This window comes from Yersinia sp. Marseille-Q3913, assembly GCF_963892745.1.
Lineage (GTDB): Bacteria > Pseudomonadota > Gammaproteobacteria > Enterobacterales > Enterobacteriaceae > Yersinia > Yersinia bercovieri.
Genome location: NZ_CAWQAF010000004.1, coordinates 21,233 through 47,241, shown reverse-complemented (window position 1 = coordinate 47,241; position 26,009 = coordinate 21,233). Strand labels below are relative to the sequence as shown.

The window sequence follows — 26,009 nt, the reverse complement described above, 5'->3', positions numbered from 1 at the left end:
TTTTTTCTGGAATAGGATTCAAATAGTTAGCATTTCGTCACAATTTAGAATCTTGCTATTGGCCAACACGGAAAGAGCTATTTTGATGTTATTTGTCATAAAAATGGCCTGAAAAAAGCACCTCAGATACTCTTTTCAAGCCAGGAAATAGCGAGCTATTATCTCTACAATTAACCCATCATTAACATTAAGCGGGATTAACCCTTGAGTTTTAGGTTACCCCATCGCTCACACTACCCCAGCGTTTTAAACGCCTTGACGCGCTGAAGATGGGGCGACAGATCCTTAAATTTGTGACTCTGCTTCTCATCCCAGACAATTTCATAGTAGGGGTGTAAATCACTGGCCGTCAGCTTGCTATCGAGCATTTCATCATGGCGAGAGAGCACTACCAGGCAGCGATCGCGATTTTTCTCGCGGAAGTTATTGATGCATTTGCTGGCAATATCGACATACTCTTCCGGGCGGTCAATTTTGCCACTCATATTATTCTGTGGGTAGAGATTGGGGTTGAACACCACCTGACGAATGCCACACAGAAAACCGATACGTTCAGCCCAAAAACCACCCAAGCCGACGCCGCAAATCAGTGATTTGGCATCGCCACCCTGCTGGATGGCTTTGTCCACTTCTTTCAGTAAATGCTGCATGTCATGGCGAGGATGCAAAGTGCTGTAACTGATAAAACGCACATCCGGATCAATGAATTGCAGTTGCAGGACTTTCTCGTGATTACCGGGGCTGTTGGAATCAAAACCATGTAGATAGACGATCATATTTATCCTCGCGACTTAACTTAGAAGCTCTTATGTGCATCCCAGCGCTCACTGAGAGCCGTCAACGCCCTATTTGCCTGCTGCCAGCGTGATGACGCCATCAACGCCTGACGGCTAAACTGCCCAGAATGGTACAATCGCGTCAGTGGGTCTGCTTTGACCGGGGACAGGTTATCTAGCACACTGACAGCTCCCTGACGGTTATTGCACACCAAAATCATATCGCAACCCGCATCCAAAGATGCCTGCCCGCGCTCGGCGTAACTGCCCATAATCGCCGCCCCCTCCATCGAGAGATCATCGGAGAAAATGATGCCATTGAAACCTAGCTCTTGGCGCAATATCTGCTGAAGCCAGTAAGGCGAGCCACTTGCCGGGCGCGCATCTGCTTCAGTATAAATCACGTGAGCGGGCATGATGGCATCCAGCAACCCGCGCGCGATCAATTCGCGAAATATAACCATATCATGGGTACGGATTTCCGCCAGTGGTCGATTATCACGTGGCGTCTCTTTATGAGAGTCCGCTGTTACCGCGCCGTGGCCGGGGAAGTGCTTGCCAGTGGTTTTCATCCCCGCGCTGTGCATCCCTCGGATAAAGCACTCGGCCATATTCAGGGCTTGCTGCGGATCACTGTGGAACGAACGCTCACCAATAGCGGCGCTGACATGGCCAATATCCAACACCGGCGCGAAGCTGATATCGATATCCATTGAGGTCATCTCTGCCGCCATCAGCCAGCCCGCTTCTTGCGCCAACTGCGCCGCCGTGACGGCATCATTAATGGCGGCAAATGACTGAGCCGCAGGCAGGCGGGTAAAGCCATCACGGAAACGCTGCACCCGACCGCCCTCTTGATCAACCGCCACCACCAGCCGATCATGGGAGGCCGCCCTGATTTGGCGAACTAACTCACGCAACTGCTCAGCATCATGATAATTACGGCTAAACAAAATCAGGCCACCCACCAGCGGGTGTTTTAAAATCTCACGCTCTTCTGCATCCAGCTCATAGCTGGCAACATCTAACATCACTGGACCCACGATAACCCCACAACTTTAAAGTAAAAATCAAAAAGACAGATTAAATCGCTGACGCAACGGCGCGGCCCATTGTAGAAATACGCGATCCCCCGTCTGCTGCCAGCGAACTTCAAACCACATCAGCATCAGGTAATCAATCCACGGTAGCCACTGCTGTATTTGGCGCGCGAAAGGTGCAATATCATGGTAGCCACTTCCACCACCACCATTTTCACCGCCACAATAGTGCTGCAAAAAAGCCTGCTGCTGCGACAGCGACCAGTTATTACCGCGAAACAGGGCCGCAATATCCAGCGCAATATCACCATCAGCGGCGTACTCCCAATCAATCAGTTTCAGCCCAGTGGTGGTCATTAAGAGATTGCCGGGATGAATATCCATATGCAAGGGAGCCAGTTTTATCGGTTGCGGTTGCGCCCTGCGCAGAAAATCTTGTTGAAGCCGCAGCCAACCCGGTGTGCGGCGCGCGGGATCAATCAGGTTGCCATAGCGGATTAACTGAGCGCGTAAATCCAGGCGATAACCACTGGCGGGTAAATGATGGAGGCGAGCCAGCAGTTGCGCCAACTGACCATTATTCGATAATTCAATGAATTGCGAATCAGTGACAACGTCACCATGGAGCCAGTTGACCACCAGCCAGTGCGGGTTTGCGGCAATAATGGCCGGAGATAAATCACTGCCAGCGACATGACGTAACAGTTTGCGCTCTCGCCGCCGATCTACGCCCAATTGCGTTTTCTGCGCTGACTGCTCACGCGCCAGCCAGTCAATGTTCGCAGCGGTAATTCGCCAGCTTTCACCGGTCAGGCCGGAGACAGGGCTAATCTGATAACCGGCGATTTTCACCGCCGGATTGATGCTTTCAATCAGTGCATGTAGGGTGGGATCAGCGCTGGACTGGGCCATGACCTGACCAGATTATTTCGCCGGTTTGCACCTGCATCAACTGCATTTCAATGGTCGGTGATTTCACATCACCGCTAACATCGCTGTACAGCACATACTGAGCACTGACATAACGGGCCAAACCAATCGCTTTGCTGCGCGATCCCAGGCTATCCTCTTCCGATAAGCCCAGAGTTTGCCTGGCGACCGCCAATTGCTGCGGCGAGATCAAAACAAATTTCTTATTTGATGTCAGCACCTGATGCAGTGCGGCTGTGGCTTTCGCCATCTGCAATGCGCCATTGGTGTTATTTTTGACGCTATCGAGTAGCAAAATGCTGCCATTCGCCACATCTTTGCTGTTGACCATTTGCGCGACTAAAGGTTCTACACTGGCGGCCCAGTCGATAGATTGCTGTACTTTCGGCGGCTGCGGCACAGTGTCGACCGGCGGTGGAGTCTCGATGACAGGTGGTGTGACCGGCTCAATGGTGACTGGTGGTGTGGTTGGCTCAACAGGTGGCTTAGTAATACACCCCGTCAGCACAAGTGCCGCTAGCGCCACAGATAAATACCTTTTCATTGTCCCACTCCAATAGCGGCTGAATTATTATAAAAATAGATAGAGCGCGTTATAAAAACAGATAGAGGCGCGCACTTCGCGCGTTAAAATTATTATTCACTGATTGGACCTCCACCTCATCCCCTGGCGAAATCATCAGGGTGCGCGGCGCTTCGAGTGGCACGACTTCCAGGCCCTGCGCATCATACCAATAAAAGCGATAGTTGATTTTTACCTGCTTATTCTGGCTATTAGAGATGACTGAGCGCGCAACATTGTTGCCAGCAGAGGTTGATATTGCGGGTTGAGAAGCCAAAATGCCCGCCGTCAGTACCGACGAATCCATTACCACGGTTTGCTGTTGATTGACCGCAATCCCTTTCGGACTGCTGCACCCCAGCAATGTCGCTATACTCGCACATGCAATCACCGGTAATAAAAACGCCTTCACACGGCGCATAGGCTTGCCTCTTATTTAGGGTATAAAGTTAATTACTTATGCGACAGCAACGAACCCAAATCACGACCACCGACCAAATGCATGTGGATATGGTAGACAACCTGCCCGGCATGACGGTTGCAATTGATAATCAGGCGATAACCATCTTCAGCAATGCCCTCTTGCTCTGCAAGTTTAGCAGCTACCGTGATCATGCGACCTAAAGTTGCTTCGTGTTCAGCGGTAACATCATTCACGGTAGGAATAAGAATATTGGGAATAATTAAAATATGGGTTGGTGCCTGTGGGGCGATATCACGAAACGCGGTCACCAGTTCATCCTGATAAACCACGTCGGCAGGGATTTCACGGCGGATAATTTTGCTGAAAATCGTTTCTTCGGCCATAACGCATTTCCTTGATCATGATAAAAATGGGGAATGCGTAGTATGAGCGACAAATTCTATTGATTTCAACCTCAATCATCAGCCGCGGGCATAAGCCGCCGCTTTTTCAAACAAAGCCGGATCAGGACGAATGCCGGTATACAGCACAAATTGCTCAACCGCCTGAATGGCAAACACTTCAGCACCGGTAATCACCGTTTTCCTTTGCGTTTTGGCATAACGGATCAGTGGGGTAATCGCCGGCAGCGCCACCACATCAAAAATGATATCTGCATGGTTAACTTCATTTTCAGTGAAAGCTATGGTATCTGCCTCTTTGCCCCCTGCCATGCCCACTGGCGTAGCATTGATGAGCATATTGGCCTGAACCCCCTGCATATCAGGGCGATAGCGGAAGCCCGACTGCTCAGCTAATTGCTTACCGGTTCTTTCATTGGTTGCAATGATAAAGCCCTGCTTAAAACCGGCATTTTTGAGGGCAAACGCCACCGCCTTCGCCATCCCCCCACTGCCGCGTAGCGCAAAAACTTTATCGGTCGGCACCTGATAGCTCTGTAGCAATTGCGCGATGGCGAGATAGTCAGTGTTGTACGCCGTCAAATAGCCATCAGTATTAACCAAAGTATTGACCGAATTAATTGCTGCGGCTGATGGGGTCATCTCATCCACCATCGGGATAACCGCCTCTTTAAATGGCATTGAAATGGCGCAACCCCGGAACCCAAGCGCCCGCACGCCACCAATGGCCGCAGCCAAATCCGTGGTGGTGAATGCCTTATAGAGGTAATCGAGATCGAGCGCATCATACAAAAAGTTATGAAAACGGGTGCCAAAGTTGCTGGGTCTGGCGGCCAGAGAGATACAGACTTGGGTATCTTTGTTTAGGTAGCGAGTCATCTTATTACCTCAAATATCATCGTCAAAAAGGTTGCGCCTTGTGCATTCTGCACTGTGGGCGACAAAGGCTTGCTGTGTTAAAAATTATCGGCTAAAAAGGTGATGCAAAAAACTGCTGACTTTTTCTTAATTTGGATCCTCTTTTATGACCAGCCGACGCCTTGAGCAACAATATCTGCGATTACTGAATCTGGTCGGCGTGCAACCGGTGGCCATTACACTGCAACAGTTAGCCGATCAACTCAGCTGCACCGAGCGCCACATGCGGACATTACTGGTTCAGATGCAACAGGCGGGCTGGTTTGATTTCCAAACCACCTGGCTGGAGCCGGAATAATTGCAATCTACGTAAAAGAAAGCACTAACGTCATTTACTCATTGAGAGAGTATCAACTTAGATTGCGGCCTGGTGAGAAATATAGGCAGAGTCATTGCCGGGCAATAGCGCTTATTGTGCAAGAAGCTTATCTTTGTAGCGATAATTATCAATCTCACCCTATTTAAATATGATAAGTGATTAAATTATATTTACCATACAGAAATAGCCAACTACTTAAATTGAAAACCTAACATAACAAATTCACTTAATTAATATTAGCTCGCCATATCGCGACAATAAAAATAGTTATCTCCTTTGACACCACGATATATTCAGTGATAGCTTTAATGCAAGGAAAGTAGGAGTACGCGTAATTGCACTGAATTATAGAATTAAGATATACATGTGATATATTCCCATAAGCAAAAATAAAGACTCGCGTAATAATACTTTCCTTAACTGAAAAGCCCAAGAAATTATCTCTTGGTTTTCATCATCAATGGAGGGATTAATTATGTCTCGTTTAAAAAAAGAGATCATTGCAACGAAAACTGTCGTTAATGTTAGTGAAGCCAAACGGAATCAACCACAGCGCTTGGCTGAGGATGTCCTTGAACAGGTCGCGGGTGGGTGGGTAAATGCTTTTGCAAGGTGGGGGAGAGCATTCTGATCTCTAATCATATGTGGGCTGCCATTGGCGGCCCCTATTTTGTTTACTCATTAACTCTACAGTCCAGGCATATCTATTAACGCTGGAAGGAGTGTAGCCTCATGGTTAATATATCAAGTAAAAAAAACATTCAACACCTTGAAGTTATATTGAAAATAAGTGAACGCTGTAATATCAATTGTGACTATTGCTACGTATTCAATAAAGGAAACTCAATCTCTGACAATAGCCCAGCCAGAATATCCAGTGAAAATATCAATCAATTAGTCTATTTTTTACAGCGAGCCTGTCTGGAATATGATATTGCCACCCTACAAATTGATTTCCATGGCGGGGAACCGCTACTAATGAAAAAAGAGAATTTTGCCAGAATGTGTGATCAACTCGTGACAGCTGACTACGGCGGCTCGAATATCAATCTTGCATTACAAACGAATGGCACGCTTGTTGATGATGAGTGGATCTCGTTATTTGAAAAATACTCAGTGAATGCCAGTGTCTCTATTGACGGCCCCAAGCATATTAATGATAGACACCGACTAGACACCAAAGGGCGTAGTACCTATGAAGGCACAGTGCGTGGTCTGCGTATGCTGCAAAAAGCTTATCAGCAAGGTCGAATTCCATCCGAACCCGGCATTTTGTGTGTTGCGGATGCTAGTGTAGACGGCGCTGAAATCTACCGACATTTTGTTGATGAGTTAGGGGTTTATAGTTTTGATTTTCTGATACCCGACGACTGTTACAAAGATACCCACGTTGATGCTATTGGTATGGGCCGTTTTCTCAATGAAGCGTTGGATGAGTGGGTGAAGGATGATAATCCCAAGGTTTTTGTACGCCTCTTTCAAACCCACATTGCTAGTCTTCTTGGCCAGATGAATTCAGGTGTTTTGGGCCATAATCCCAATGTCACGGGTATATATGCCCTGACTGTAAGTTCCGACGGTCTTGTCCGTGTAGATGATACCTTACGGTCAACATCAGACAGTATGTTTAATCCCATTGGTCATATGTCTGAGATTAGCCTGTTAGATGTATTCGACAGCCAACAGTTCAGGGAATACTCATTAATCGGGCAATCCTTACCCACTGAGTGCACAGGTTGCATTTGGGAAAATATTTGTGCTGGGGGGCGCATAGTCAATCGTTTTTCCCCTGAAGATCGCTTCAATCGCAAGTCCACTTATTGCTACTCCATGAGAAGTTTTCTTAGCCGTGCATCTGCTCACTTGCTCAATATGGGCATCAAAGAAGAGCGCATTATGGCAGCAATTAGCCAATAGATTTTTGTCGCCAACAGATTTTGGCTAAACGGTGAAGGAGCGCCTATAAATTGGTCATTATACATCCTATTTTCAGACAAGAGGCGATAGCGCATCGATCTCACTATTGGTTAGGCAGCCCGCAAGTGATGACACCGATGGGAGCCTCTATTTGGGCAATAATAGCGCTGGTGCTTATTGTTAGCCTGGTAACCTTCATGGTGGTAGGGACTTACACTCAGAGAGCGCGCCTTACGGGCACCGTGGTTCACCAACCTGCGGTGGCGCGGATCACCGCCACCCACGATGGCGTTATTGTCCATAGCTTTGCTGAAGAAGGAAAAGCGGTTCGTGCCGGTGACGTGATTTTTATTGTTAACCGGGAGACGCAAACCGAGTATGGCGCAACGAGTCATGAAATGAGTGCCGCGCTAAAGTCGCAAAAAGCCACTATTGAGCGGGAGATCACGCTGAAATCTGCGGCGGCAGACACCGAGCAAAACTTTCTTCGTCAACTGCTTATAAACAAAGAGACCGAGCAGCAAAAAATGGGCGATTTGATTACCAAATCCGCACAGCAAACTTCATGGTTATTGGCCAAAGCAGAGCACTTTAAAAAGTTAGTTCGTCAGGGGATCGCCCTTGAGACAGAGCATATGGCGCGCCTCTCTGAATATTATAGCGCCGCAGTTCAACTCAAAACCCTTCAGCGGGAAAAGGTCAAATTACACGGGGAAGCCGTCAGCATACAAGCACGGCTAGCCGCAATCCATAGCGAACTTGCAGCTACCTTGGAGGGGCTGCATCGACAAACTGCCCAGTTGGATCAAGATTTAGTTTCTACGGAAGAGCGGCGGGAGTTGTATATCACCGCGCCGATCGATGGCGTATTAACTGGCATTATCGGCTTGACTGGCAACAATATTCGGGCAACACAAGAGTTAGCCAGTGTGGTGCCGACATCAGGACGAGCTGAGGTGGAAATTTTTGCTGCCACCGACACCATTGGCGAGTTACGTGAAGGCCAGACTGTAAGATTGCGCTTCGATGCCTACCCATACCAATGGTTCGGGCAATACGACGGTATTGTTACTTCAATCTCTACCACCGCAATTTCCAGCGCCGCCACCGAAAGGGCTTTAGCCGCAAATGGGGTGCAGACTCATCACTCTCCATCTCCATTAAGGTATTTCCAAATACGCATCAGCCCCAAGAGTGATACGGTATTTTTAGCAGGAGAAACCTACCCGCTGCGGCCGGGGATTGGTGTTGAAACAGATATTTTCATCAGAAAACGTCCTCTTTACCAATGGCTACTCTCCCCCCTCAAAAGCACTCTCAGCACGACGAGAAGTGAAGCGGGAGATGCCGTATGATCGCCAGCACAATGAAGGGCTACTTTGAAGCGCTGCGCCAACGCCTGCCGGTGGTGATGCAAACAGAAGCCACGGAGTGCGGGCTGGCCTGTATGGCGATGGTTGCGGGCTATTATGGCCTTAACATCGATCTCCAGGCACTGCGCAAACACTATCAAGTGTCGCTAAAGGGCATGTCGCTACGGGATCTCATCGTACTGGCTGATCGGCTATCATTGGGGTCACGCCCGGTGCGTGCTGATTTAGACGCCGTCGGTCAGCTAAAAACCCCCTGTATTTTGCATTGGTCGTTTAACCATTTTGTGGTGCTAAAGAAATTTTCTCGCCACGGAGCCATCATTCATGATCCGGCAAAAGGCGAGAGACGAATCTCTATTACGGAGTTATCTCAACACTTTACCGGCATCGCCCTTGAGATTTGGCCGAATCAACACTTTCAGCGGCGTACTGAAAAACAGGTCATTCGGCTGCTGGACATGTTCAAAAACGTGTCTGGATTGTCGCGGGCATTAGCGCATGTATTAGCCCTCTCATTTGGCATTGAACTTCTGACCATGGCAGTGCCGATGGCGATTCAATTCACTGTCGATATGGCCTTACGATCTGGCGATATCAATCTGGTCGCGCTCATCGTTTGGGGGATTGTTGCCCTATTAATCTTCAGAGCGTTACTCAGTTTGGTTCGTTCCTGGACGTTGATGTCTGTTAAGTACTCATTGGGTCTCCAATGGAGCTCAGGGCTTTTTAGCCATTTGCTTCGACTACCTGTTTCCTATTTCGAAAAACGTCATATCGGTGATGTGACGTCGCGCTTTAACTCGCTCTCGGTAGTGCAAGATGCTTTTACAGCGGAGATGGTCGCGTCATTGCTGGATATTGTGGTGGTGATTGGCCTGCTCTTTTTAATGTGGGTCTACAATGGCTACCTTGCGGCAGCGGTTGTGTTCATATCCTGCATCTATGCCGCCATAAAATTCTGTCTTTTTCGCGCCTACCGTTCTGCCAACCTTGAAGCTATTGCGCACGAAGCGAAACAACATTCGCACTTCCTTGAAACAGTACGCGGTATCAATGGCGTTAAAATTTTTAATTTAGCGGAACGTCGGCGATCCGATTGGCTCAATCTGGTTATTGATGAAGCCAATGCAAAAATCTACCTTTTTAAAATAGATCTGGCGACACAAACGGTAGGGCTGCTGTTAATCGGGCTATCTTCCGCGATGGTACTGTGGTTGGGCGCGAAGCTGATTGATGCTGGCACCATGACCACCGGCATGTTATTCGCATTCTTAATTTATTCGGATATGTACATCACTCGAACCATTAGTGTGGTTGACTCAATAATCAAACTCCGTTTGATTGATATGCACAGTGAGCGCCTCTCTGAAGTGGCACTTACCCCACCTGAACCTGATGAAGGTGAGATGGATTTAGTGATGCCCAATGCCCTTGCTGGCAGCATCGAGGTGAAAGAACTGAGCTACCGTTATGGCGACGGCGAACCTGCGGTATTTGAGAATGTTTTTCTGTCTATCAAGGCGGGTGAAAGTATCGCCATCGTCGGGCCATCGGGTTGTGGTAAATCAACACTGCTTAAAACCATGGGGGGGGTAGCCCCGCAAGAGAGCGGCACCATACTATTGGATGGCATAGATGTGCGGCGATTGGGCCTCGAGGCCTACCGTAAACATATCGCCTACGTCTTACAAGAAGACCGACTCTTTGCGGGGTCTTTGCTGGATAACATCAGCTCATTTGATATTCATCCAGATAGCGAATGGGTGTTTGAGTGTGCTCGTCTGGCTTCAATTCATTCTGAGATTGAAGCCATGCCAATGAAATATGAAACAATGGTCGGCGATATGGGCAGCGCGTTGTCCGGTGGGCAGCGGCAGCGTATCTCTCTGGCCCGCGCCTTGTACAAACGCCCACGAATACTATTTCTCGATGAAGCGACCAGTGATCTGGATATCGATAATGAAGCCCGAATTAATGATTCGATACGCGCGTTAAAAATCACCCGAATTTTTGTTGCCCACCGTCCGTCAATGATAGCGATGGCGGACCGGGTATTTGACCTCAGCACCAACTCTGAAAAGGAAAAGGAAACTCCTCATGCACTTTTTACTGAAAAAAAACATCATGTTACTGAATAAGCATATTATAGCTATCACAATGATTCTCTTAGCTTCTCTCCTCTCACTGGCTGCCCTCAATGCCACAGCAGCAGAGAAGGTCATGCATATACCCTTTGAGTGGGATAAAACCTCGAACCCCTTGGTCAAAATTGACATCAACGGCATGCGCCAGACATTTTCAATTGATACAGGCTCCAACACTGGCCTGCATTTAACGGAAGAGGTTATGGCTCAACTCCCCGAATTAGTCATTGATTCAGAAAAGCATCGCGCTATCGATCTGGCTGGCAACGTCTCTTTTAATGATAAGTTTCACATCCCCCAGGTCTCAATTAATGGCATGACGTTTAAGGATGTCAAAGGGGTTTCATTTACCCCTTGGGGACTGACTCTCACCCCCGACAGCAGCCTCCCCGACTCAATGGTCATTGGCTTGGGCTTATTTAAAGAAAAGTCAGTGATGTTAGATTACAAAAACCAGCGCATCTCGGTTGCTGATAATACTCAAGAGTTGGGCATCAATATAGCTGATGGTTGGCTCTCATTACCGCTGCGACTCACTCAAGAAGGGATTGAAATTAAAGTCTCGCAAGATAAAAAACAGTACAACATGGTGTTGGATACCGGAGCCACCTTCTCGGTTTTTTGGAAAGAGCGGCTTAGTCGCCCTGTGACTGATATTCCCTGCCGCACCGTGCTGGCAGAAGTACGCATTGAAGGAGACATTGAGGGCTGTGTAGCTTCGGCGTTTCAGCTTAACGAAATGGGTGCCGAGGGGATAAAATTGAATGCAGTATTATTAGACGGATCATTCAAGCAGATGGATGCCGATGGAGTAATCGGTAATAACTTCCTTCACCAATTCGCCATGGTAATTGATTTCCCTGGTCAGCAATTGCTTATAAAACCGTTTTAGAACGCGCGTAAAACATAAAAAAAGGGAGGCATAAGCCCCCCTTTTGCACTCCCCTAGCCTGAATTAATGGTTACGGATGTACTCGTCCATATCTGTTTTCAGGTTATCAGATTTAGTCCCGAAGATAGCCTGAACACCAGAACCTGCGACCACAACGCCCGCAGCACCCAGTTTCTTCAGACCAGCCTGGTCAACCTTGGATATATCCGCCACGCTGACACGCAGACGGGTGATACATGCATCCAGGTTAGTGATGTTTTCTTTACCGCCAAACGCGTTAACCAGTGCCGCTGACATTTCTGTGCCGCTCTGTGTCGTTTGTTCAGTAGAAGAGTCTTCACGGCCTGGTGTTTTCAGATCCAGCTTAGCAATCAGCACACGGAAGATGGTGTAGTACACCAGACCGTAGCAGATCCCCACCAGAGGGAACAGCCAAATACGGCTGCTGTTGCCACTCAGTACGATGAAGTCGATCAAGCCGTGGGAGAAGCTGGTACCGTCACGCATCCCAAGCAGGATACAGATTGGGAACGCCAGACCGGCCAGAATTGCATGGATAACATACAAAATTGGCGCCACGAACATGAAGGAGAATTCAATTGGCTCGGTGATACCGGTCAGGAATGAGGTTAGTGCTGCGGAGATCATGATCCCGCCCACTTTTGCCCGATTTTCCGGTTTAGCTGAGTGCCAAATCGCAATCGCTGCCGCTGGCAAGCCGTACATTTTGAACAGGAAACCACCAGAGAGTTTGCCCGCAGTTGGGTCACCCGCCATATAACGTGGAATGTCACCGTGGAATACCTGACCCGCAGCATTGGTGTATTCACCAATTTGCATTTGGAATGGTACGTTCCAGATATGGTGCAGACCGAATGGTACTAACGCACGTTCAACCACGCCGTAGATACCAAAGGCGACGACGGAGTTCTGATAAGCAGCCCACTGGGAGAATGTCTGGATAGCCGTACCGATTGGCGGCCATACGAAAGACAAAATCACACCCACGAAGATCGCGGTGAAACCAGAGATAATCGGAACGAAACGTTTACCCGCAAAGAAGCCCAGATATTCAGGTAACTGAATACGGTAGAAGCGGTTAAACATGTAGGCGGCTATTGCACCTGCAATGATCCCACCCAATACCCCGGTATCGGCTAAATGCTTAGCAGCAATCTCTTCTGCTGGCAGATGCAAGACCAGTGGTGCTACCACAGCCATGGTTTTCACCATGATGCCGTAAGCAACAACTGCCGCCAACGCGGATACACCGTCGTTATTGGTAAAGCCAAGTGCAACGCCAATAGCAAAGATTAATGCCATGTTAGCAAAAACGGAACCGCCCGCTTCTGCCATTACGTGAGAGACTACCGTTGGTAGCCAGCTAAAATTCGCGGAACCGACACCCAGCAGAATACCTGCGATGGGTAAGACGGATACCGGTAGCATTAGCGATTTACCTACCTTTTGCAGGTTTGCAAATGCGTTCTTAAACATAGTGAGTGAGCTCCTGAGTAATAGTGCTTTTTTCTGCTTTTTCTCGCGTTTATTGGCGTTACAAAGGGGGGAGTAAGCCTTTGCGAATAAGGGTGTCTAAAGCACCCCTTTAATTTTTACGAAGAGTAAAATAAATAGCCTGCTTAATGTTTGATGGCAGTCACGTTTCTTTCAAGAAAGCGCTGATTTTGCTTCAAACCGCACGTTTTTTGTAAAAAAACGTCAATAAGAGCTGCCCTCACCCAATAAATCGGGTGAGAACATTACTCGTTTCGGCGATTAATTACGAGCTTAAAAAAAAGTATTGTTAAGGAAGTTAGCGCTTTTCCCTGGCGAGTCGCGATGGATCCAGATGAAACAGTCGACAGAAGTTGTCTGTGGTGGCTTCGGCCAGAGATTCAATACTCACGCCTTTCAATACCGCCATATATTCTGCGACATCACGGACATAGGCGGGTTGATTCTCTTTGCCACGATGAGGAACCGGTGCCAGATAAGGTGAATCCGTCTCTACCAGTAACCTATCCAGCGGCACATAGCGGGCAACGTCACGCAACTGTTCTGCATTGCGAAAGGTGAGGATCCCCGAGAAGGAGATATAAAAACCCAAGTCCAGCAGAGTGGCGGCGGTCGCTTTGTCTTCTGTAAAGCAGTGTAAAACGCCACCACACTCTTGAGCTTGCTCTTCACGTAAAATGGCGAGGGTATCTTCGCGCGCATCACGGGTATGCACGATAACCGGTTTGTTCAATTCACGGCCGATACGAATATGCTCGCGAAAGGAGGCTTGTTGCAGTGGGATATTATCTTGCTGATAAAAGTAATCCAGCCCCGTCTCACCCATGGCGACCACATTGTCTGCCGCCGCCAGCACTCTCAACTGCTGAAAATCATAGCCACCGTCAAGATTAAGCGGATGAACACCACATGAGAATGCCACATCTTTGCGTTCGCCAATCAGTGCTGTCATGGCTGAAAAACCTGGTAAAGTGGTGGCAACCGCCAGCACAAAGCCCACATCCCGCGCATTCGCTTTGGCTAATACATCATCAACGCTGCTGTGCAACGTCTGGTAATCAAGGCTATCAAGATGGCAGTGTGAATCGACTAACAACATAATATTAAACCTATTTACAACGAAGATAAGGTGGAATAGCTGCCACTGGCGAGTGCAGTTTCCCAGTTGAGCAGTTGATCGGTGAGTAACAATTCACGGTTGACACCGACCACAGTTAATAATTGATGACGGCAATGAGCTAGCTGCTTAGCCGATTGCAGTAATATCTGCGTGGTAGCGGCCTGTGCCAGCTGTTGCACCAGGGGTAATTGATCCCGATTCACAGCAAACTCACCCGCACCCTGCTGCCACTTCAAAGCATCCAGTAGCAACGAAGAGAGCCACTGTAAGCGCTCAGCCGCATCGTCATGATTCAATTGCGGTAGTAGCGACAGTAGATCCGAATGACTTAGTGCGCTACTGAGCGCGTCACATAGGGTGGTTCGGGCAGCCCAGCGCTCCGGTTGCAACAGACGCTCTGCCGCCAGCGGTGCACCTTCGCTTAATTTAAGCGCCGCCAGTGCCGCAACAGGTTCAGCTTGAATCTGGCGTTGCAGCCATTGCAGGCTGAGTGCCATCTCAGGACACGCCAGATACCAGTAAAAACAGCGGCTACGTAAGGTGGCTAACAAGTTTGCCGGTTGGTGGCAATCGAGTAGAAAATAAGTTTTCTCTGGCGGCTCTTCCAGTGTTTTCAGCAAGGCATTGGCAGCGGCATCTGTCAGCTGTTCGGCGTGAGGTAACCAAACCACTTTGGCCCCACCTTGCTGCGCATGAGAGTAAAGTTTCTCTATCTGCTGGCGCACCAGTTCAACCCCAATGCTACTTTTACCTTTTTCCGGTGCCAGCACATACCAGTCAGGGTGATTACCCGCCAACATCAAACGGCAGCTGTGGCATTCACCGCAGCTTTTCTCACCCTGGCGTTGCTGGCACATCAACCAGCGGCTAAGGCCATAAATCAGTGCCTCTTCGCCATTACCGGGCAACGCGTGCAACAATAGTGCATGGTGCCCACGCCCGGCGATGTGCTGCCCTATCAACTGACGATAAGGCCCCGTTAGCCAAGGATACCATTTCATTACAAGGTTTCCTGGCCAGCCAGCCATTGGCTCAGTACCTGGCTGATAGATGCGCTCACCTGTTCTAGCGGCTGTGAAGCATCAATGGTTTTGATTCTTGAGTCAGCGGCAGCCAAGGCAAGATAGCGCGCACGGGTGCGCTCAAAAAAGGCCAGTGACTCTTGTTCAATGCGATCCAACTCGCCACGAGCACGGGCGCGGGCCAGACCGACTGCCGGCGGTAAATCCAGGTATAGCGTCAGATCAGGGCGAAAATCACCCAGAACCGTGTCACGCAAGGAAGTCATGAGCTGGCTATCAATCCCCCGCCCTCCGCCCTGATAAGCCTGCGACGACAAATCATGGCGATCACCCACCACCCAACTGCCCCGGGCTAGCGCAGGTTTGATCACGTTTTCAACCAATTGCACGCGCGCGGCATACAGCATCAACACTTCTGCTTTATCTGTCAGAACTTCGCCATCAATGCCTTGCTTAATCAAATCACGCAGCTTCTCTGCCAGCGGCGTCCCTCCCGGCTCGCGGGTAAAGACAATATCGTTAATCCCCTGAGCACGCAGCGTGGCAACTACGATCTCTTTGGCGGTGGTTTTCCCTGCCCCTTCAAGCCCTTCAATAACGATAAATTTACTGTTCATTTTTATCCTTTAGCGATTGGCGATAAACCCGCACCGCTTGGTTATGACTGGCTAAATTGGTGGTAAATGTATGCCCGCCCTGACCATCCGCGACAAAATAGAGGTAAGGCGTTTTGGCTGGATGCGCAGCAGCAGTCAAGGATGCCAGCCCCGGCATCGCAATCGGGGTCGGCGGCAGACCGGAAATAACGTAGGTATTATAAGGCGTCGGGGTTTCTAAGTCTTTACGACTAATGTTGCCATTATAGTTATCCCCCATGCCATAAATGACCGTCGGGTCGGTTTGCAGCCGCATACCTATGCGCAGGCGGTTGATAAATACCGATGCCACTCTGGTCCGCTCTTCATTTACCGCAGTCTCTTTTTCGATGATAGACGCCATCGTGACCAGTTCACCCGGCGTCTTATAAGGTAATGATTTATCGCGCCCTTGCCAGATTTCATCAACCGTTTTCACCATCTTCATATGGGCGCGTTTAAGTAATGCGAGATCCGTGGTGCCAGCAGTGTAGGAGTAGGTATCAGGGTAGAGCCAGCCTTCGGGGTGCTCACTCTCTTTCAGCCCTAGCAATTTAGCGATTTCTGCGTCACTCTTTCCCTCCAGCAGATGCTTCACATATTTTGACTGTTGCAGCTCATCCATCCAGTCACGCAGCCGTTTGCCTTCAACAAAGCGCACGGTAAATTGTGCCTCTTTGCCACTGACCAGCAGTTGCAACATGTCGCGCACCGTCATTCCGGGGGTAAAGCGGTAAGTCCCCGCTTTGAATTTAGCCAGTTCAGATTCGATACGCAGTAGCCAAGGAAATAAGCGGGTATTTTTAATCAGGTGATCACGTTGCAGCAAATTCTCCAATGCCACCCGCCCGGTACCCGCCGGCAGCTTAAAAATGGTCTCTTGCGTAATCGCCAATGGCTGGTTGGCAAAACGCTGTACTTTTTGATAACCCAGCAGCAGTAATCCAAAACAGATCACCACCAACAGGATTATCGCTCTGGTGCTTTTTATTTTCATCGGACGGCCATCTTCACATTAAAAGCATTCACGAAAACTATATTGAGTCACTCATGCATCACAGCAATGTTGGCTCAGGAAATCAAACAGTTGTCGCGAATGATAAACCCAGTTATCGGCGCGATTTACCGGCAGTAGCGGCATCAGCGCATTGCAAATAACCACTTCATCCGCATCAGCCAGGACACCCGGCGGTTGTGCCACAATCTCGACCCGCCGACCATGAGCCTCAAGGCAGACCATAATCTGTTGACGCATGATGCCATCAACACCGGATTGGCTCAGATCGGGGGTAAATATCACCCCATTTTTACGCCAAAATATGTTAGCCGCACAGCATTCCACCAGCATACCTTCAGTGTCAAGCACCAGTGCCTCATCAGCTGTTGTGTGCTCAAGATGCGCACGGATCAGTACTTGCTCCAGTCTATTGAGATGCTTCAGGCCAGCCAGCAAGGGGTTACGCGCCAAAGGTACTGGGCTAAGTGCCAGTGAGACACCACGTTCACGCCAACTATGGTAGTGAGCCGGATAATCACTGAGGGAAATAATTCGCGTCGGATGCTGACAAGCCGTGCCACTGTAGCCGCGCCCACCACTACCCCGGCTAATAATCACCTTCAGTACCCCCTCCTCAGTGTGGTTCCCGGCATCAACCATTTCTTGGGTCAATGCGTTCCAATTTACTGCGGGCATCAATAAGCGCTCAGTCGCCAGCTGCAAGCGCAGTATGTGCTTATCAAGCCACACCACCCGCCCGTGAGAGACCCTTGCAGTGGTAAAACAGCCATCACCAAACTGCACCGAACGGTCAGAAGCTGAAATCAAATTTTGCTCTACGCCATTAATCCAGAACATTCAGATTCTCTTTAAGTGGGATGCGATTGTTTGTCATCTGACAGTATCAGTTTTAAGCCAATGGATGTTTTCAGATCTGAGACAATTATTATTGAGGGATGTTATGAGGGTGGGTGGTTTAGCTAATAAAAGACCCAGAAAACCGGGTCTTTTAAGTAGCAGAAGCTTAACAGCCAAGGTTATACCTTGCGGAAAACCAAAGAGCCGTTGGTGCCGCCGAAGCCGAAGGAGTTACACAGAGTGTACTCCATATCTTTTATCTGGCGGGCATCATGGGGAACAAAATCCAGATCACAACCTTCATCAGGGTTATCCAGGTTGATGGTCGCGGGTATGGCCTGATCACGCAGAGCCAGCACAGTGAAGATAGACTCAACTGCACCTGCTGCACCAAGTAAGTGCCCAGTCATGGATTTGGTGGAACTGACCATTACTTTACGGGCATCTTCACCAAATACAGACTTAACTGCCTGCGTTTCGGCTTTATCGCCAGCAGGAGTTGATGTGCCGTGGGCATTGATATAACCAATTTGAGAGGGGGTCACACCCGCATCACGTAAAGCATTCACCATGGCCAATGCTGCTCCAGAACCATCTTCCGGTGGAGAGGTCATATGGTAGGCATCGCTGCTCATACCAAAGCCAACAACTTCAGCATAGATTTTCGCACCACGTCTCTTCGCGTGTTCGTACTCTTCCAACACCATCATGCCTGCGCCATCACCCAGCACGAAACCGTCACGGTCTTTATCCCATGGGCGACTTGCTGCCTGTGGGTTATCGTTGCGAGTAGAGAGTGCTCGAGCAGCACCAAAACCACCGACACCCAATGGCGTACTGGCTTTTTCAGCCCCACCCGCCACCATGACATCAGCATCATTGTAAGCAATGATACGTGCCGCGTGACCGATGTTGTGCACACCAGAAGTACATGCAGTCGCAATAGAGATGCTTGGCCCACGCAAACCATACATAATGGTCAAGTGGCCGGCAATCATGTTAACAATGGTTGAAGGCACGAAGAACGGGCTAATTTTACGTGGCCCACCATTCACCAATGAGGCGTGGTTTTCTTCAATCAGACCCAAGCCACCAATACCCGAGCCAATCGCGGCACCGATACGAGGTGCATTGGCTTCTGTCACTTCAAGTCCGGAGTCTTGCATCGCTTGCATACCAGCGGCGACACCGTACTGTATGAAAGCATCCATTTTGCGTGCATCTTTACGCGAAATGTAATCTTCACAATTAAAATCTTTTACTAAGCCAGCAAATCGCGTTGCATAGGCACTAGTATCGAAATGGTCGATCAGGCTGATGCCACTCTGCCCGGCAAGAACAGCTTTCCATGTGGATTCGACTGTATTACCGACAGGAGACAACATGCCCAGTCCAGTCACAACAACTCGACGCTTAGACACGGTTGTCCTCCAAGGAGGGAAAATAACGCTTAGGACAAAAAAAACTTAGGCGGTCGAATGACCGCCTAACTATCTAAACTAAAAGCATGTTCGCTTACTGCTGATTAGCGTTGATAAAATCAATAGCTGCCTGAACAGTAGTGATTTTCTCTGCTTCTTCGTCTGGAATCTCAGTATCAAATTCTTCTTCCAGAGCCATTACCAGCTCAACGGTGTCCAGAGAATCCGCGCCAAGATCTTCAACGAAAGAAGCACTGTTCTTCACTTCGTCTTCTTTAACACCCAGTTGTTCAACGATGATTTTCTTAACGCGTTCTTCGATAGTGCTCATACTCTTAAATTTCCTATCAAAACTCGCTTTCGCGATGGTTTTCGTAGTGTATAAAATGTTGAAAAAGATGCAACTAAATCTCGGCTGGTCAAACCACGATTTTACGCTATTTTGCGGTTTCCACCCCAAATAACGCAAATACTTTCGTGATTTTTAAATCATATACATGCCGCCATTGACATGTAATGTTTCACCAGAGATGTAGCTGGCCTCGTCAGAGGCTAAAAATGCAACAGCGCTGGCGATTTCTTTAGCTTGCCCAAGCCGGTTAGCTGGTACCTGGGCTAAAATGCCTGCGCGTTGATCATCTGTCAACGCCGTCGTCATGTCTGTCTCAATAAAGCCAGGTGCCACAACGTTGACAGTAATGCCACGTGAAGCAACCTCACGCGCCAAAGACTTGCTAAAACCGATCAGACCCGCTTTAGCTGCCGCGTAGTTAACCTGCCCCGCATTGCCCATTGTCCCAACTACAGACCCGATGGTGATGATACGCCCAAACCGCTTTTTCATCATAGCGCGCATTACCGCTTTTGACAGACGGAATACGGAAGTCAGATCGGTGTCAATAATATCTTGCCACTCTTCGTCCTTCATACGCATCAGCAGGTTATCACGCGTAATACCTGCATTATTCACTAAAATGTCGACTTCGCCAAATTCCGCACGAATCGTTGCCAAAACTGACTCGATTGATGCTGGGTCCACGACATTTAGCATTAAACCTTTGCCACTATCGCCCAGGTAGGCGCTAATCGCTTGTGCACCCTTTTCACTGGTCGCTGTACCAATAACACGGGCACCACGTTCAGCCAATAACTCTGCAATCGCCCGGCCGATACCGCGGCTAGCGCCTGTTACCAGCGCAATTTTTCCTTCGAAGCTCATGTTATCCTCTTTCTTGGTTTTCAAGCGCACTCGTTAGCGTGGCAACATCGTTTACCGGCGCTGCAGCCAAAGTATCAACGATACGCTTGGTTAAGCCAGTCAAGACCTTACCCGGCCCAACTTCTAACAGCAGCTCAACACCTTCTGACGCCATAAATTCAACACTTTCTGTCCAACGTACCGGATTATATAACTGGCGCACCAACGCACTACGGATAGCTTCTGGTGACACTTCAGTTTTCACATCTACGTTATTCACAATAGGGAATAGCGGTGCCTGGAACTCAATATTTTCCAGGGCTGCTGCCAGCTTATCCGCCGCAGGTTTCATCAACGCACAATGGGATGGCACGCTGACCGGCAAAGGTAAGGCACGTTTTGCGCCAGCAGCCTTACAAGCGGCACCGGCACGCTCGACCGCCTCTTTGTTACCCGCAATAACCACCTGACCCGGTGAGTTAAAGTTGACCGGTGAGACAACCTGCCCTTGAGCAGACTCTTCGCAGGCTTTGGCAATGGATTCATTATCCAGCCCAATAATTGCGTACATCGCGCCAGTCCCTTCGGGTACGGCTTCTTGCATCAGTTTACCGCGCAGTTCAACCAGACTCACCGCCTGTTTGAAATCCAGTACCCCGGCACAAACCAGAGCTGAATATTCACCCAGACTATGGCCGGCCATCATCGCAGGCAATTGACCACCTTGATGCTGCCAAACACGCCAGATAGCCACCGAGGCCGTCAGCAATGCAGGCTGTGTTTGCCACGTTTTATTCAGCTCTTCTGCTGGGCCTTGTTGCACCAACTGCCACAGGTCGTAACCCAGTACCGATGATGCTTCACTGAAGGTTGCTTCAACTATCGGAAATTGTGCGGCCAAATCGGCCAGCATGCCAAGGGATTGAGAGCCCTGACCTGGAAAAACACAAGCAAATTTCGACATTCTGCATTCCTGTTAAATCAAAAGAGTCGCTATTGAATCAAAAACGAACCAGCGCAGAGCCCCAGGTAAAGCCACCGCCAAACGCTTCCAGCAGCACTAACTGCCCACGTTGAATACGCCCATCTCGTACTGCTTCGTCAAACGCCGCTGGTACTGATGCCGCCGAGGTGTTGCCATGACGATCAAGCGTGATCACCACTTTATCCATCCCCATGCCTAATTTTTTAGCCGTTGCGCTGATAATACGCAGGTTAGCCTGATGTGGCACCAACCAATCCAGCGCTGAGCGATCCAGATTATTGGCCTGCAATGTCTCATCCACAATGTGGGCAAGCTCAGTCACCGCAACTTTAAAGACTTCATTCCCGGCCATCGTGACATAGGCGGGTTGGTCTTGCTGTTGGCGATCCTGATACGGCAGTGCGAGCAATTCGCCATAACGACCATCTGCATGCAGATGAGTCGAAATGATACCCGGCTGCTCGGATCTGCCCAGCACGACAGCGCCTGCGCCATCACCAAACAGAATAATTGTGCCTCGGTCTTCAGGGTTCAGCGCGCGAGATAGTACATCTGAACCGATCACGATGGCATGTTTGACCGCCCCGCTTTTAACGTACTGATCAGCAACACTGAGTGCATAGGTAAAACCTGCACAGGCCGCAGCCAAATCGAAAGAGGCGGCATCTTTGATGCCCAGCATTTGCTGTACCTGACAGGCCGAGCTTGGGAAAGCATGGCTTGACGAGGTAGTTGCAACGATGATTAGACCAATTTCGTCTTTATCAATGCCGGCCATTTCCAAGGCTTTTTCTGCCGCATGGAAACCCATGGTCGCCACGGTTTCATCCAGCCCGGCAATACGTCGTTCACGAATACCTGTCCGGGTGACAATCCACTCGTCCGATGTATCCACCATTTTTTCTAAATCAGCATTACTGCGCACTTGTACGGGCAGATAACTCCCCGTACCGAGAATCTTAGTATACATGTACGATCAGTCACTCTTGGGTAGTACCGCTTCAAGGCGCGCGGCAATCCGTTGAGGGACTTGCCGCTGCACCGCCTGTACAGCCTGTTCGATGGCGACTGCGAATGCTCGTTGATTCGCCGCACCGTGACTCTTGATTACGATGCCCCGTAATCCTAACAGACATGCACCATTATACTGGTCGGGGTTCAAATGACCGAACCGCTTTGCCACACGTTTTTGCAGCCAGCGCCCAATGAGTTTAAGCCACCAGGATTGCTTACTGCCTTCGCCCGATGATTTGAGCAGTGACAAGAACATTCTTATCACACCTTCCATGGTCTTTAGAGTGACGTTACCCACGAAGCCGTCACAAACCATTACATCAGTCTTGCCCGTCAGCAAATCATTGCCTTCCAGATAACCAATATAATTGATTGCCGGTGTATTTTTTAATACTGCGGCGGCTTCGCGGATATTATCTAGCCCCTTGGTCTCCTCTTCGCCAATATTAAGCAAAGCAACACGCGGGTTCGTAATTCCAACAACTTCTTCTGCCATCACCGATCCCATGACAGCAAATTGCACCAACATTGTACTATCACATTCAACGTTAGCGCCTAAATCTAATACCACTGTCTTACTGCGCTGTTGATTTGGGATGACACTCATCAACGCCGGGCGTTCTATGCCATCCAGTGGCTTGATCATCATCTTCGCCAACCCCATCAATACCCCAGTGTTCCCTGCGCTAACACAAGCCTGGGCGTCTCCGTTTTTGACTAATTCCAATGCGATACGCATAGAAGTACCGCGGCTGGCACGAATAGCTTGTGAGAGTTTAGCATCGCTGGCAATAACATGCTCAGCAGGGATGACCTGCAACCTCTCCAGCAACAAAGGAGCGGCATTAACAAGTAACGGAGTGAGGGTGTCGGGAACCCCGACCAGCAAGAGTTTTAGCTGTGGATTAGAGGCCAGTGCCTGCAATGAAGCAGGCACTGTGACGCAGGGACCGAAGTCCCCACCCATTGCATCTAACGCCAGGGTTAGACAAGTCAAGGTATCGCCTTGCTAAAGATCAGCAAGTACTACTCAGCCGATAACCTTGCGGCCACGGTAGAAACCGTCGGCTGTGATGTGGTGACGCAGGTGAGTTTCACCGGAAGTTTTGTCCACAGACAGAGTGGCAGTGGTCAGCGCATCGTGTGAACGGCGCATGCCACGTTTGGAACGAGTTGGTTTGTTCTGTTGTACGGCCATTGACCTTACTCCTTAATTACTTTTCTTTAAACTGGCTAATACGGCAAATGGATTGGGTTTCTCCACCTCTGCAGGCAGTTTACCAAATACCATGTCCGCCTCGGACACTTCACAGTGTTCAGAATCATGTACCGGAACGACAGGCAGTGAAAGAATAATTTCGTCTTCAATCATTGCCAGCAGATCAACTTCGCCAAATTCGTCGACTTCGATCGGCTCGTACGCTTCCGGTAATGCTTCAGCCTGCTCATCATTGACGATCGGGCTAAAACAATACGTTGTGTGAACATGGTGTGCAAACGTGTTATTGCAGCGCTGACACATCAATGTTACATCGACGTCCGCATGACCTGTAATAACCGCCAGACGCTGATTATCGATATTAAACGATAATGAGGCCACGACATCGCTGTCCACACTTACCACTGAGTCGGCTACTCGTGTAACCTGCTCAGGCGAATAGATACCTGCGTAATCTAAACGTTTCTGAGCGGTACGAACCGCATCAATGGTCAGGGGTAATTTTACCTTTTGCATAGGGCGCGCATATTAACTTTGTAACGACATAGAGTCAAAGAAAAAGGCCGTTTTACTGCACCTTTCACCAATATTCGCTTCCGAAGCGGCAGACAGTTTAAAATGTCTGATTAAATTACGCCACGGTTTATGGAAAATATTATGCCGCAACTGGTTCTTGCTTCGACCTCATCTTATCGCCGCACCTTGCTCGAAAAGCTGCAATTACCCTTTATTACCGCCGCGCCGGAGGCCGATGAGACGCCACTGCAGGGGGAGGCCGCTGACGCATTGGTGCAACGGCTAGCGCTCGCAAAGGCACAAGCGCTGGCGGTGCGTTACCCACAACATAGGATTATAGGCTCAGATCAAGTTTGTGTGATTAACGGAGAAATCGTCGGAAAACCCCACAATCATGCCAATGCGGTGAAACAATTACAGCAAGCCAGCGGGCAATGTGTCACTTTTTATACCGGCTTAGCGCTGCTAAATACGGCAACCGGCACCATTAATTGCCTTTGTGAAACCTTTGACGTCTATTTCCGCACCTTAAGCGAAGCGGAGATAAATGGCTATTTGACACGAGAACAACCGTGGAATTGTGCCGGCAGTTTTAAAAGTGAAGGGTTGGGCATTACATTATTTGAGCGTTTGTCAGGCCGTGATCCAAACACCCTCATCGGCCTGCCACTCATTGCCCTCACCCAAATGTTAATTGAGCAAGGGGTAAATCCATTACTATAAACGGCTTTAAACGGCTGCTTTCTTACGCAGTATCAGCAAGCAATGGTGTAACTGATTATCCAGCGGTGCTTCAATGCGCATTGTTTCACCGGTATTCGGGTGCTCAAAACGTAATGCCGCGGCATGCAGGAATAGACGATGCAGCCCAGTTCCTTGCAATTGTTGATCAAACTCACGATCACCATAGCGATCATCGAAAGCGATTGGATGACCTGCATGTAGCGCATGAACGCGAATCTGGTGGGTACGGCCCGTGATTGGGCTAGCTTTAACCAGCGTCGCGTGCTCAAAACGCTCTTCTACTTTAAAGCGCGTTTCTGAAGGCTTGCCTTCACTGCTGACTTTTACCACCCGCTCGCCACTTTGCATAATATTTTTCAGCAAAGGTGCCTGCACCGCTTTGCAGTGGGATTGCCACTGACCACGAACTAGTGCCAGATAATCTTTCTGCATCCCTTTCAAGCGCAACTGCTCATGCAAAGAGCGTAACGCCGAGCGTTTCTTGGCGACCAGCAAGACACCCGAGGTGTCGCGGTCAAGGCGGTGAACCAACTCCAGGAAGCGGGCTTCAGGGCGCAGAGCACGCAATGCTTCAATCACACCGAAACTCAAACCACTGCCGCCATGTACCGCCGTGCCGGAAGGCTTGTTCAGCACCAAGAGATAATCGTCCTCAAATAAGATGCAATTGGCCAGCGCCGCGACTTTATCAAGTTTAGCTGATACCTGAATCTCTTCACGTTCCGCAACGCGTACCGGTGGTACGCGCACCACATCACCGTCAGCCAACTTATATTCTGGCTTAATGCGTCCTTTATTAACGCGAACCTCACCTTTGCGCACGATACGGTAGATCATACTTTTGGGCACACCTTTCAATTTGGTGAGCAAAAAGTTATCGATCCGCTGGCCCGCTTCATCGGCAGATATGGTTATTAATTGCACTGCTGGATTATTCGTTTTCATGGGGCGCGATTCTAAATACACCGAGGAATTAGCGCCACCCCTTTTTATGTGCTTAACTGTCATTCTGACTATTTAGAGATAACGTTTGCGCACATTTATTGTTTAATAAGACAACGATAGCCGC

At 49.2% G+C, this 26,009-nt stretch carries 28 protein-coding genes and 1 pseudogene; 7 read left to right on the top strand and 22 right to left on the bottom strand.

Annotated features, from left to right (window positions below):
- Positions 1-233 precede the first annotated feature (233 nt).
- The 7 genes from ycfP to AACW11_RS02140 all read right to left on the bottom strand — a co-directional run bounded on the left by ycfP (position 234) and on the right by AACW11_RS02140 (position 5,012).
- Positions 234-776, bottom strand: a complete 543-nt coding sequence (ycfP, locus tag AACW11_RS02170; protein WP_212585766.1) for an alpha/beta hydrolase YcfP — start codon at positions 774-776, stop codon at positions 234-236.
- Positions 777-796: 20 nt separating this feature from the next.
- A complete protein-coding gene (gene nagZ, locus AACW11_RS02165; protein ID WP_212585765.1) occupies positions 797-1,819 on the bottom strand; it encodes a beta-N-acetylhexosaminidase in 1,023 nt (340 codons plus the stop codon).
- 27 nt (positions 1,820-1,846) lie between these two features.
- On the bottom strand, positions 1,847-2,728 hold the full coding sequence (gene thiK, locus AACW11_RS02160) for a thiamine kinase (protein ID WP_212585764.1): 882 nt from the start codon (positions 2,726-2,728) through the stop codon (positions 1,847-1,849).
- A complete protein-coding gene (lpoB, locus tag AACW11_RS02155; RefSeq protein WP_212585763.1) occupies positions 2,709-3,290 on the bottom strand; it encodes a penicillin-binding protein activator LpoB in 582 nt (193 codons plus the stop codon). Before lpoB ends, thiK begins: the two co-directional genes overlap by 20 nt.
- 49 nt (positions 3,291-3,339) lie before the next feature.
- Complete coding sequence (locus tag AACW11_RS02150; RefSeq protein ID WP_212585762.1) at positions 3,340-3,729, bottom strand: YcfL family protein; 390 nt, start codon at positions 3,727-3,729, stop codon at positions 3,340-3,342.
- Between the two features lie 32 nt (positions 3,730-3,761).
- A complete protein-coding gene (hinT, locus tag AACW11_RS02145) occupies positions 3,762-4,115 on the bottom strand; it encodes a purine nucleoside phosphoramidase (RefSeq protein ID WP_005273079.1) in 354 nt (117 codons plus the stop codon).
- 78 nt (positions 4,116-4,193) lie between these two features.
- Positions 4,194-5,012 carry a shikimate 5-dehydrogenase gene (locus tag AACW11_RS02140; protein ID WP_212585761.1) on the bottom strand — a complete coding sequence of 273 codons (819 nt, stop codon included), beginning with the start codon at positions 5,010-5,012 and terminating at the stop codon, positions 4,194-4,196.
- A 145-nt stretch (positions 5,013-5,157) separates the two neighbouring features.
- Here AACW11_RS02140 and AACW11_RS02135 point away from each other — a divergent pair.
- The 6 genes and pseudogenes from AACW11_RS02135 to AACW11_RS02110 all read left to right on the top strand — a co-directional run.
- A pseudogene (locus AACW11_RS02135) lies at positions 5,158-5,325 on the top strand (SgrR family transcriptional regulator); the annotation flags it as partial.
- A 505-nt stretch (positions 5,326-5,830) separates the two neighbouring features.
- Positions 5,831-6,001 carry a XyeA family cyclophane-containing RiPP triceptide gene (gene xyeA, locus AACW11_RS02130; RefSeq protein WP_339379035.1) on the top strand — a complete coding sequence of 57 codons (171 nt, stop codon included), beginning with the start codon at positions 5,831-5,833 and terminating at the stop codon, positions 5,999-6,001.
- 101 nt (positions 6,002-6,102) lie between these two features.
- Entirely contained in the window at positions 6,103-7,287 is a 1,185-nt protein-coding gene (gene xyeB, locus AACW11_RS02125; protein WP_212585759.1) for a cyclophane-forming radical SAM/SPASM peptide maturase XyeB, read from the top strand.
- Between the two features lie 50 nt (positions 7,288-7,337).
- Positions 7,338-8,642: an HlyD family secretion protein gene (locus AACW11_RS02120; RefSeq protein ID WP_212585758.1), complete on the top strand. Its 1,305-nt coding sequence runs from the start codon at positions 7,338-7,340 to the stop codon at positions 8,640-8,642.
- Positions 8,642-10,798: a peptidase domain-containing ABC transporter gene (locus AACW11_RS02115; RefSeq protein WP_445285795.1), complete on the top strand. Its 2,157-nt coding sequence runs from the start codon at positions 8,642-8,644 to the stop codon at positions 10,796-10,798. Before AACW11_RS02120 ends, AACW11_RS02115 begins: the two co-directional genes overlap by 1 nt.
- Complete coding sequence (locus AACW11_RS02110; RefSeq protein WP_445285794.1) at positions 10,758-11,696, top strand: aspartyl protease family protein; 939 nt, start codon at positions 10,758-10,760, stop codon at positions 11,694-11,696. The genes AACW11_RS02115 and AACW11_RS02110 overlap by 41 nt, the downstream gene beginning before the upstream one ends.
- A 63-nt stretch (positions 11,697-11,759) precedes the next feature.
- On the opposite strand, the gene ptsG is transcribed toward AACW11_RS02110, so the two are convergent.
- From ptsG to yceD, 14 genes are all read right to left on the bottom strand, one after another.
- Positions 11,760-13,193 (bottom strand): PTS glucose transporter subunit IIBC, encoded by a 1,434-nt coding sequence (gene ptsG / locus AACW11_RS02105; protein WP_005273056.1) that lies wholly within the window; start codon positions 13,191-13,193, stop codon positions 11,760-11,762.
- Between the two features lie 316 nt (positions 13,194-13,509).
- Positions 13,510-14,310, bottom strand: coding sequence for a metal-dependent hydrolase (locus AACW11_RS02100; protein WP_212585756.1), 801 nt, complete (start codon positions 14,308-14,310; stop codon positions 13,510-13,512).
- 14 nt (positions 14,311-14,324) lie between these two features.
- Positions 14,325-15,332 carry a DNA polymerase III subunit delta' gene (gene holB / locus AACW11_RS02095; RefSeq protein WP_212585755.1) on the bottom strand — a complete coding sequence of 336 codons (1,008 nt, stop codon included), beginning with the start codon at positions 15,330-15,332 and terminating at the stop codon, positions 14,325-14,327.
- Entirely contained in the window at positions 15,332-15,970 is a 639-nt protein-coding gene (gene tmk / locus AACW11_RS02090; RefSeq protein ID WP_212585754.1) for a dTMP kinase, read from the bottom strand. Before tmk ends, holB begins: the two co-directional genes overlap by 1 nt.
- Positions 15,960-16,985, bottom strand: coding sequence for an endolytic transglycosylase MltG (gene mltG / locus AACW11_RS02085; protein ID WP_212585753.1), 1,026 nt, complete (start codon positions 16,983-16,985; stop codon positions 15,960-15,962). Before mltG ends, tmk begins: the two co-directional genes overlap by 11 nt.
- 51 nt (positions 16,986-17,036) lie before the next feature.
- Positions 17,037-17,843, bottom strand: a complete 807-nt coding sequence (gene pabC / locus AACW11_RS02080) for an aminodeoxychorismate lyase (RefSeq protein ID WP_212585752.1) — start codon at positions 17,841-17,843, stop codon at positions 17,037-17,039.
- A gap of 179 nt (positions 17,844-18,022) precedes the next feature.
- Entirely contained in the window at positions 18,023-19,264 is a 1,242-nt protein-coding gene (gene fabF / locus AACW11_RS02075) for a beta-ketoacyl-ACP synthase II (protein ID WP_212585751.1), read from the bottom strand.
- Between the two features lie 94 nt (positions 19,265-19,358).
- On the bottom strand, positions 19,359-19,595 hold the full coding sequence (acpP, locus tag AACW11_RS02070) for an acyl carrier protein (protein WP_002220787.1): 237 nt from the start codon (positions 19,593-19,595) through the stop codon (positions 19,359-19,361).
- A 153-nt stretch (positions 19,596-19,748) separates the two neighbouring features.
- Positions 19,749-20,483, bottom strand: coding sequence for a 3-oxoacyl-ACP reductase FabG (gene fabG / locus AACW11_RS02065; protein ID WP_005273041.1), 735 nt, complete (start codon positions 20,481-20,483; stop codon positions 19,749-19,751).
- 1 nt (position 20,484) lies between these two features.
- Complete coding sequence (gene fabD, locus AACW11_RS02060; RefSeq protein ID WP_212585750.1) at positions 20,485-21,426, bottom strand: ACP S-malonyltransferase; 942 nt, start codon at positions 21,424-21,426, stop codon at positions 20,485-20,487.
- Between the two features lie 37 nt (positions 21,427-21,463).
- Positions 21,464-22,417: a beta-ketoacyl-ACP synthase III gene (locus AACW11_RS02055; RefSeq protein WP_212585749.1), complete on the bottom strand. Its 954-nt coding sequence runs from the start codon at positions 22,415-22,417 to the stop codon at positions 21,464-21,466.
- A gap of 6 nt (positions 22,418-22,423) precedes the next feature.
- Positions 22,424-23,458 (bottom strand): phosphate acyltransferase PlsX, encoded by a 1,035-nt coding sequence (gene plsX / locus AACW11_RS02050; protein WP_212585748.1) that lies wholly within the window; start codon positions 23,456-23,458, stop codon positions 22,424-22,426.
- A gap of 33 nt (positions 23,459-23,491) precedes the next feature.
- Positions 23,492-23,659, bottom strand: a complete 168-nt coding sequence (gene rpmF / locus AACW11_RS02045) for a 50S ribosomal protein L32 (protein ID WP_002210931.1) — start codon at positions 23,657-23,659, stop codon at positions 23,492-23,494.
- A 12-nt stretch (positions 23,660-23,671) separates the two neighbouring features.
- Positions 23,672-24,196 (bottom strand): 23S rRNA accumulation protein YceD, encoded by a 525-nt coding sequence (yceD, locus tag AACW11_RS02040; RefSeq protein WP_005273034.1) that lies wholly within the window; start codon positions 24,194-24,196, stop codon positions 23,672-23,674.
- 141 nt (positions 24,197-24,337) lie between these two features.
- Here yceD and AACW11_RS02035 point away from each other — a divergent pair, with 141 nt between their 5' ends.
- Entirely contained in the window at positions 24,338-24,919 is a 582-nt protein-coding gene (locus AACW11_RS02035) for a Maf family protein (protein WP_212585747.1), read from the top strand.
- 6 nt (positions 24,920-24,925) lie between these two features.
- Here AACW11_RS02035 and rluC read toward each other — a convergent pair whose 3' ends face one another.
- Positions 24,926-25,885 (bottom strand): 23S rRNA pseudouridine(955/2504/2580) synthase RluC, encoded by a 960-nt coding sequence (gene rluC / locus AACW11_RS02030; RefSeq protein ID WP_212585746.1) that lies wholly within the window; start codon positions 25,883-25,885, stop codon positions 24,926-24,928.
- Positions 25,886-26,009 lie beyond the last annotated feature (124 nt).

Coding starts and splice junctions, on each gene's coding strand:
- pabC (WP_212585752.1), bottom strand. CDS start 17,843: ATGTTCTGGATTAATGGCGTAGAGCAAAATTTGATTTCAGCTTCTGAC.
- holB (WP_212585755.1), bottom strand. CDS start 15,332: ATGAAATGGTATCCTTGGCTAACGGGGCCTTATCGTCAGTTGATAGGG.
- yceD (WP_005273034.1), bottom strand. CDS start 24,196: ATGCAAAAGGTAAAATTACCCCTGACCATTGATGCGGTTCGTACCGCT.
- mltG (WP_212585753.1), bottom strand. CDS start 16,985: ATGAAAATAAAAAGCACCAGAGCGATAATCCTGTTGGTGGTGATCTGT.
- AACW11_RS02035 (WP_212585747.1), top strand. CDS start 24,338: ATGCCGCAACTGGTTCTTGCTTCGACCTCATCTTATCGCCGCACCTTG.
- hinT (WP_005273079.1), bottom strand. CDS start 4,115: ATGGCCGAAGAAACGATTTTCAGCAAAATTATCCGCCGTGAAATCCCT.
- xyeA (WP_339379035.1), top strand. CDS start 5,831: ATGGAGGGATTAATTATGTCTCGTTTAAAAAAAGAGATCATTGCAACG.
- tmk (WP_212585754.1), bottom strand. CDS start 15,970: ATGAACAGTAAATTTATCGTTATTGAAGGGCTTGAAGGGGCAGGGAAA.
- AACW11_RS02100 (WP_212585756.1), bottom strand. CDS start 14,310: ATGTTGTTAGTCGATTCACACTGCCATCTTGATAGCCTTGATTACCAG.
- ycfP (WP_212585766.1), bottom strand. CDS start 776: ATGATCGTCTATCTACATGGTTTTGATTCCAACAGCCCCGGTAATCAC.
- fabD (WP_212585750.1), bottom strand. CDS start 21,426: ATGTCGAAATTTGCTTGTGTTTTTCCAGGTCAGGGCTCTCAATCCCTT.
- rpmF (WP_002210931.1), bottom strand. CDS start 23,659: ATGGCCGTACAACAGAACAAACCAACTCGTTCCAAACGTGGCATGCGC.
- fabG (WP_005273041.1), bottom strand. CDS start 20,483: ATGAGCTTCGAAGGAAAAATTGCGCTGGTAACAGGCGCTAGCCGCGGT.
- ptsG (WP_005273056.1), bottom strand. CDS start 13,193: ATGTTTAAGAACGCATTTGCAAACCTGCAAAAGGTAGGTAAATCGCTA.
- AACW11_RS02150 (WP_212585762.1), bottom strand. CDS start 3,729: ATGCGCCGTGTGAAGGCGTTTTTATTACCGGTGATTGCATGTGCGAGT.
- AACW11_RS02055 (WP_212585749.1), bottom strand. CDS start 22,417: ATGTATACTAAGATTCTCGGTACGGGGAGTTATCTGCCCGTACAAGTG.
- AACW11_RS02140 (WP_212585761.1), bottom strand. CDS start 5,012: ATGACTCGCTACCTAAACAAAGATACCCAAGTCTGTATCTCTCTGGCC.
- lpoB (WP_212585763.1), bottom strand. CDS start 3,290: ATGAAAAGGTATTTATCTGTGGCGCTAGCGGCACTTGTGCTGACGGGG.
- thiK (WP_212585764.1), bottom strand. CDS start 2,728: ATGGCCCAGTCCAGCGCTGATCCCACCCTACATGCACTGATTGAAAGC.
- rluC (WP_212585746.1), bottom strand. CDS start 25,885: ATGAAAACGAATAATCCAGCAGTGCAATTAATAACCATATCTGCCGAT.
- AACW11_RS02110 (WP_445285794.1), top strand. CDS start 10,758: ATGCACTTTTTACTGAAAAAAAACATCATGTTACTGAATAAGCATATT.
- xyeB (WP_212585759.1), top strand. CDS start 6,103: ATGGTTAATATATCAAGTAAAAAAAACATTCAACACCTTGAAGTTATA.
- acpP (WP_002220787.1), bottom strand. CDS start 19,595: ATGAGCACTATCGAAGAACGCGTTAAGAAAATCATCGTTGAACAACTG.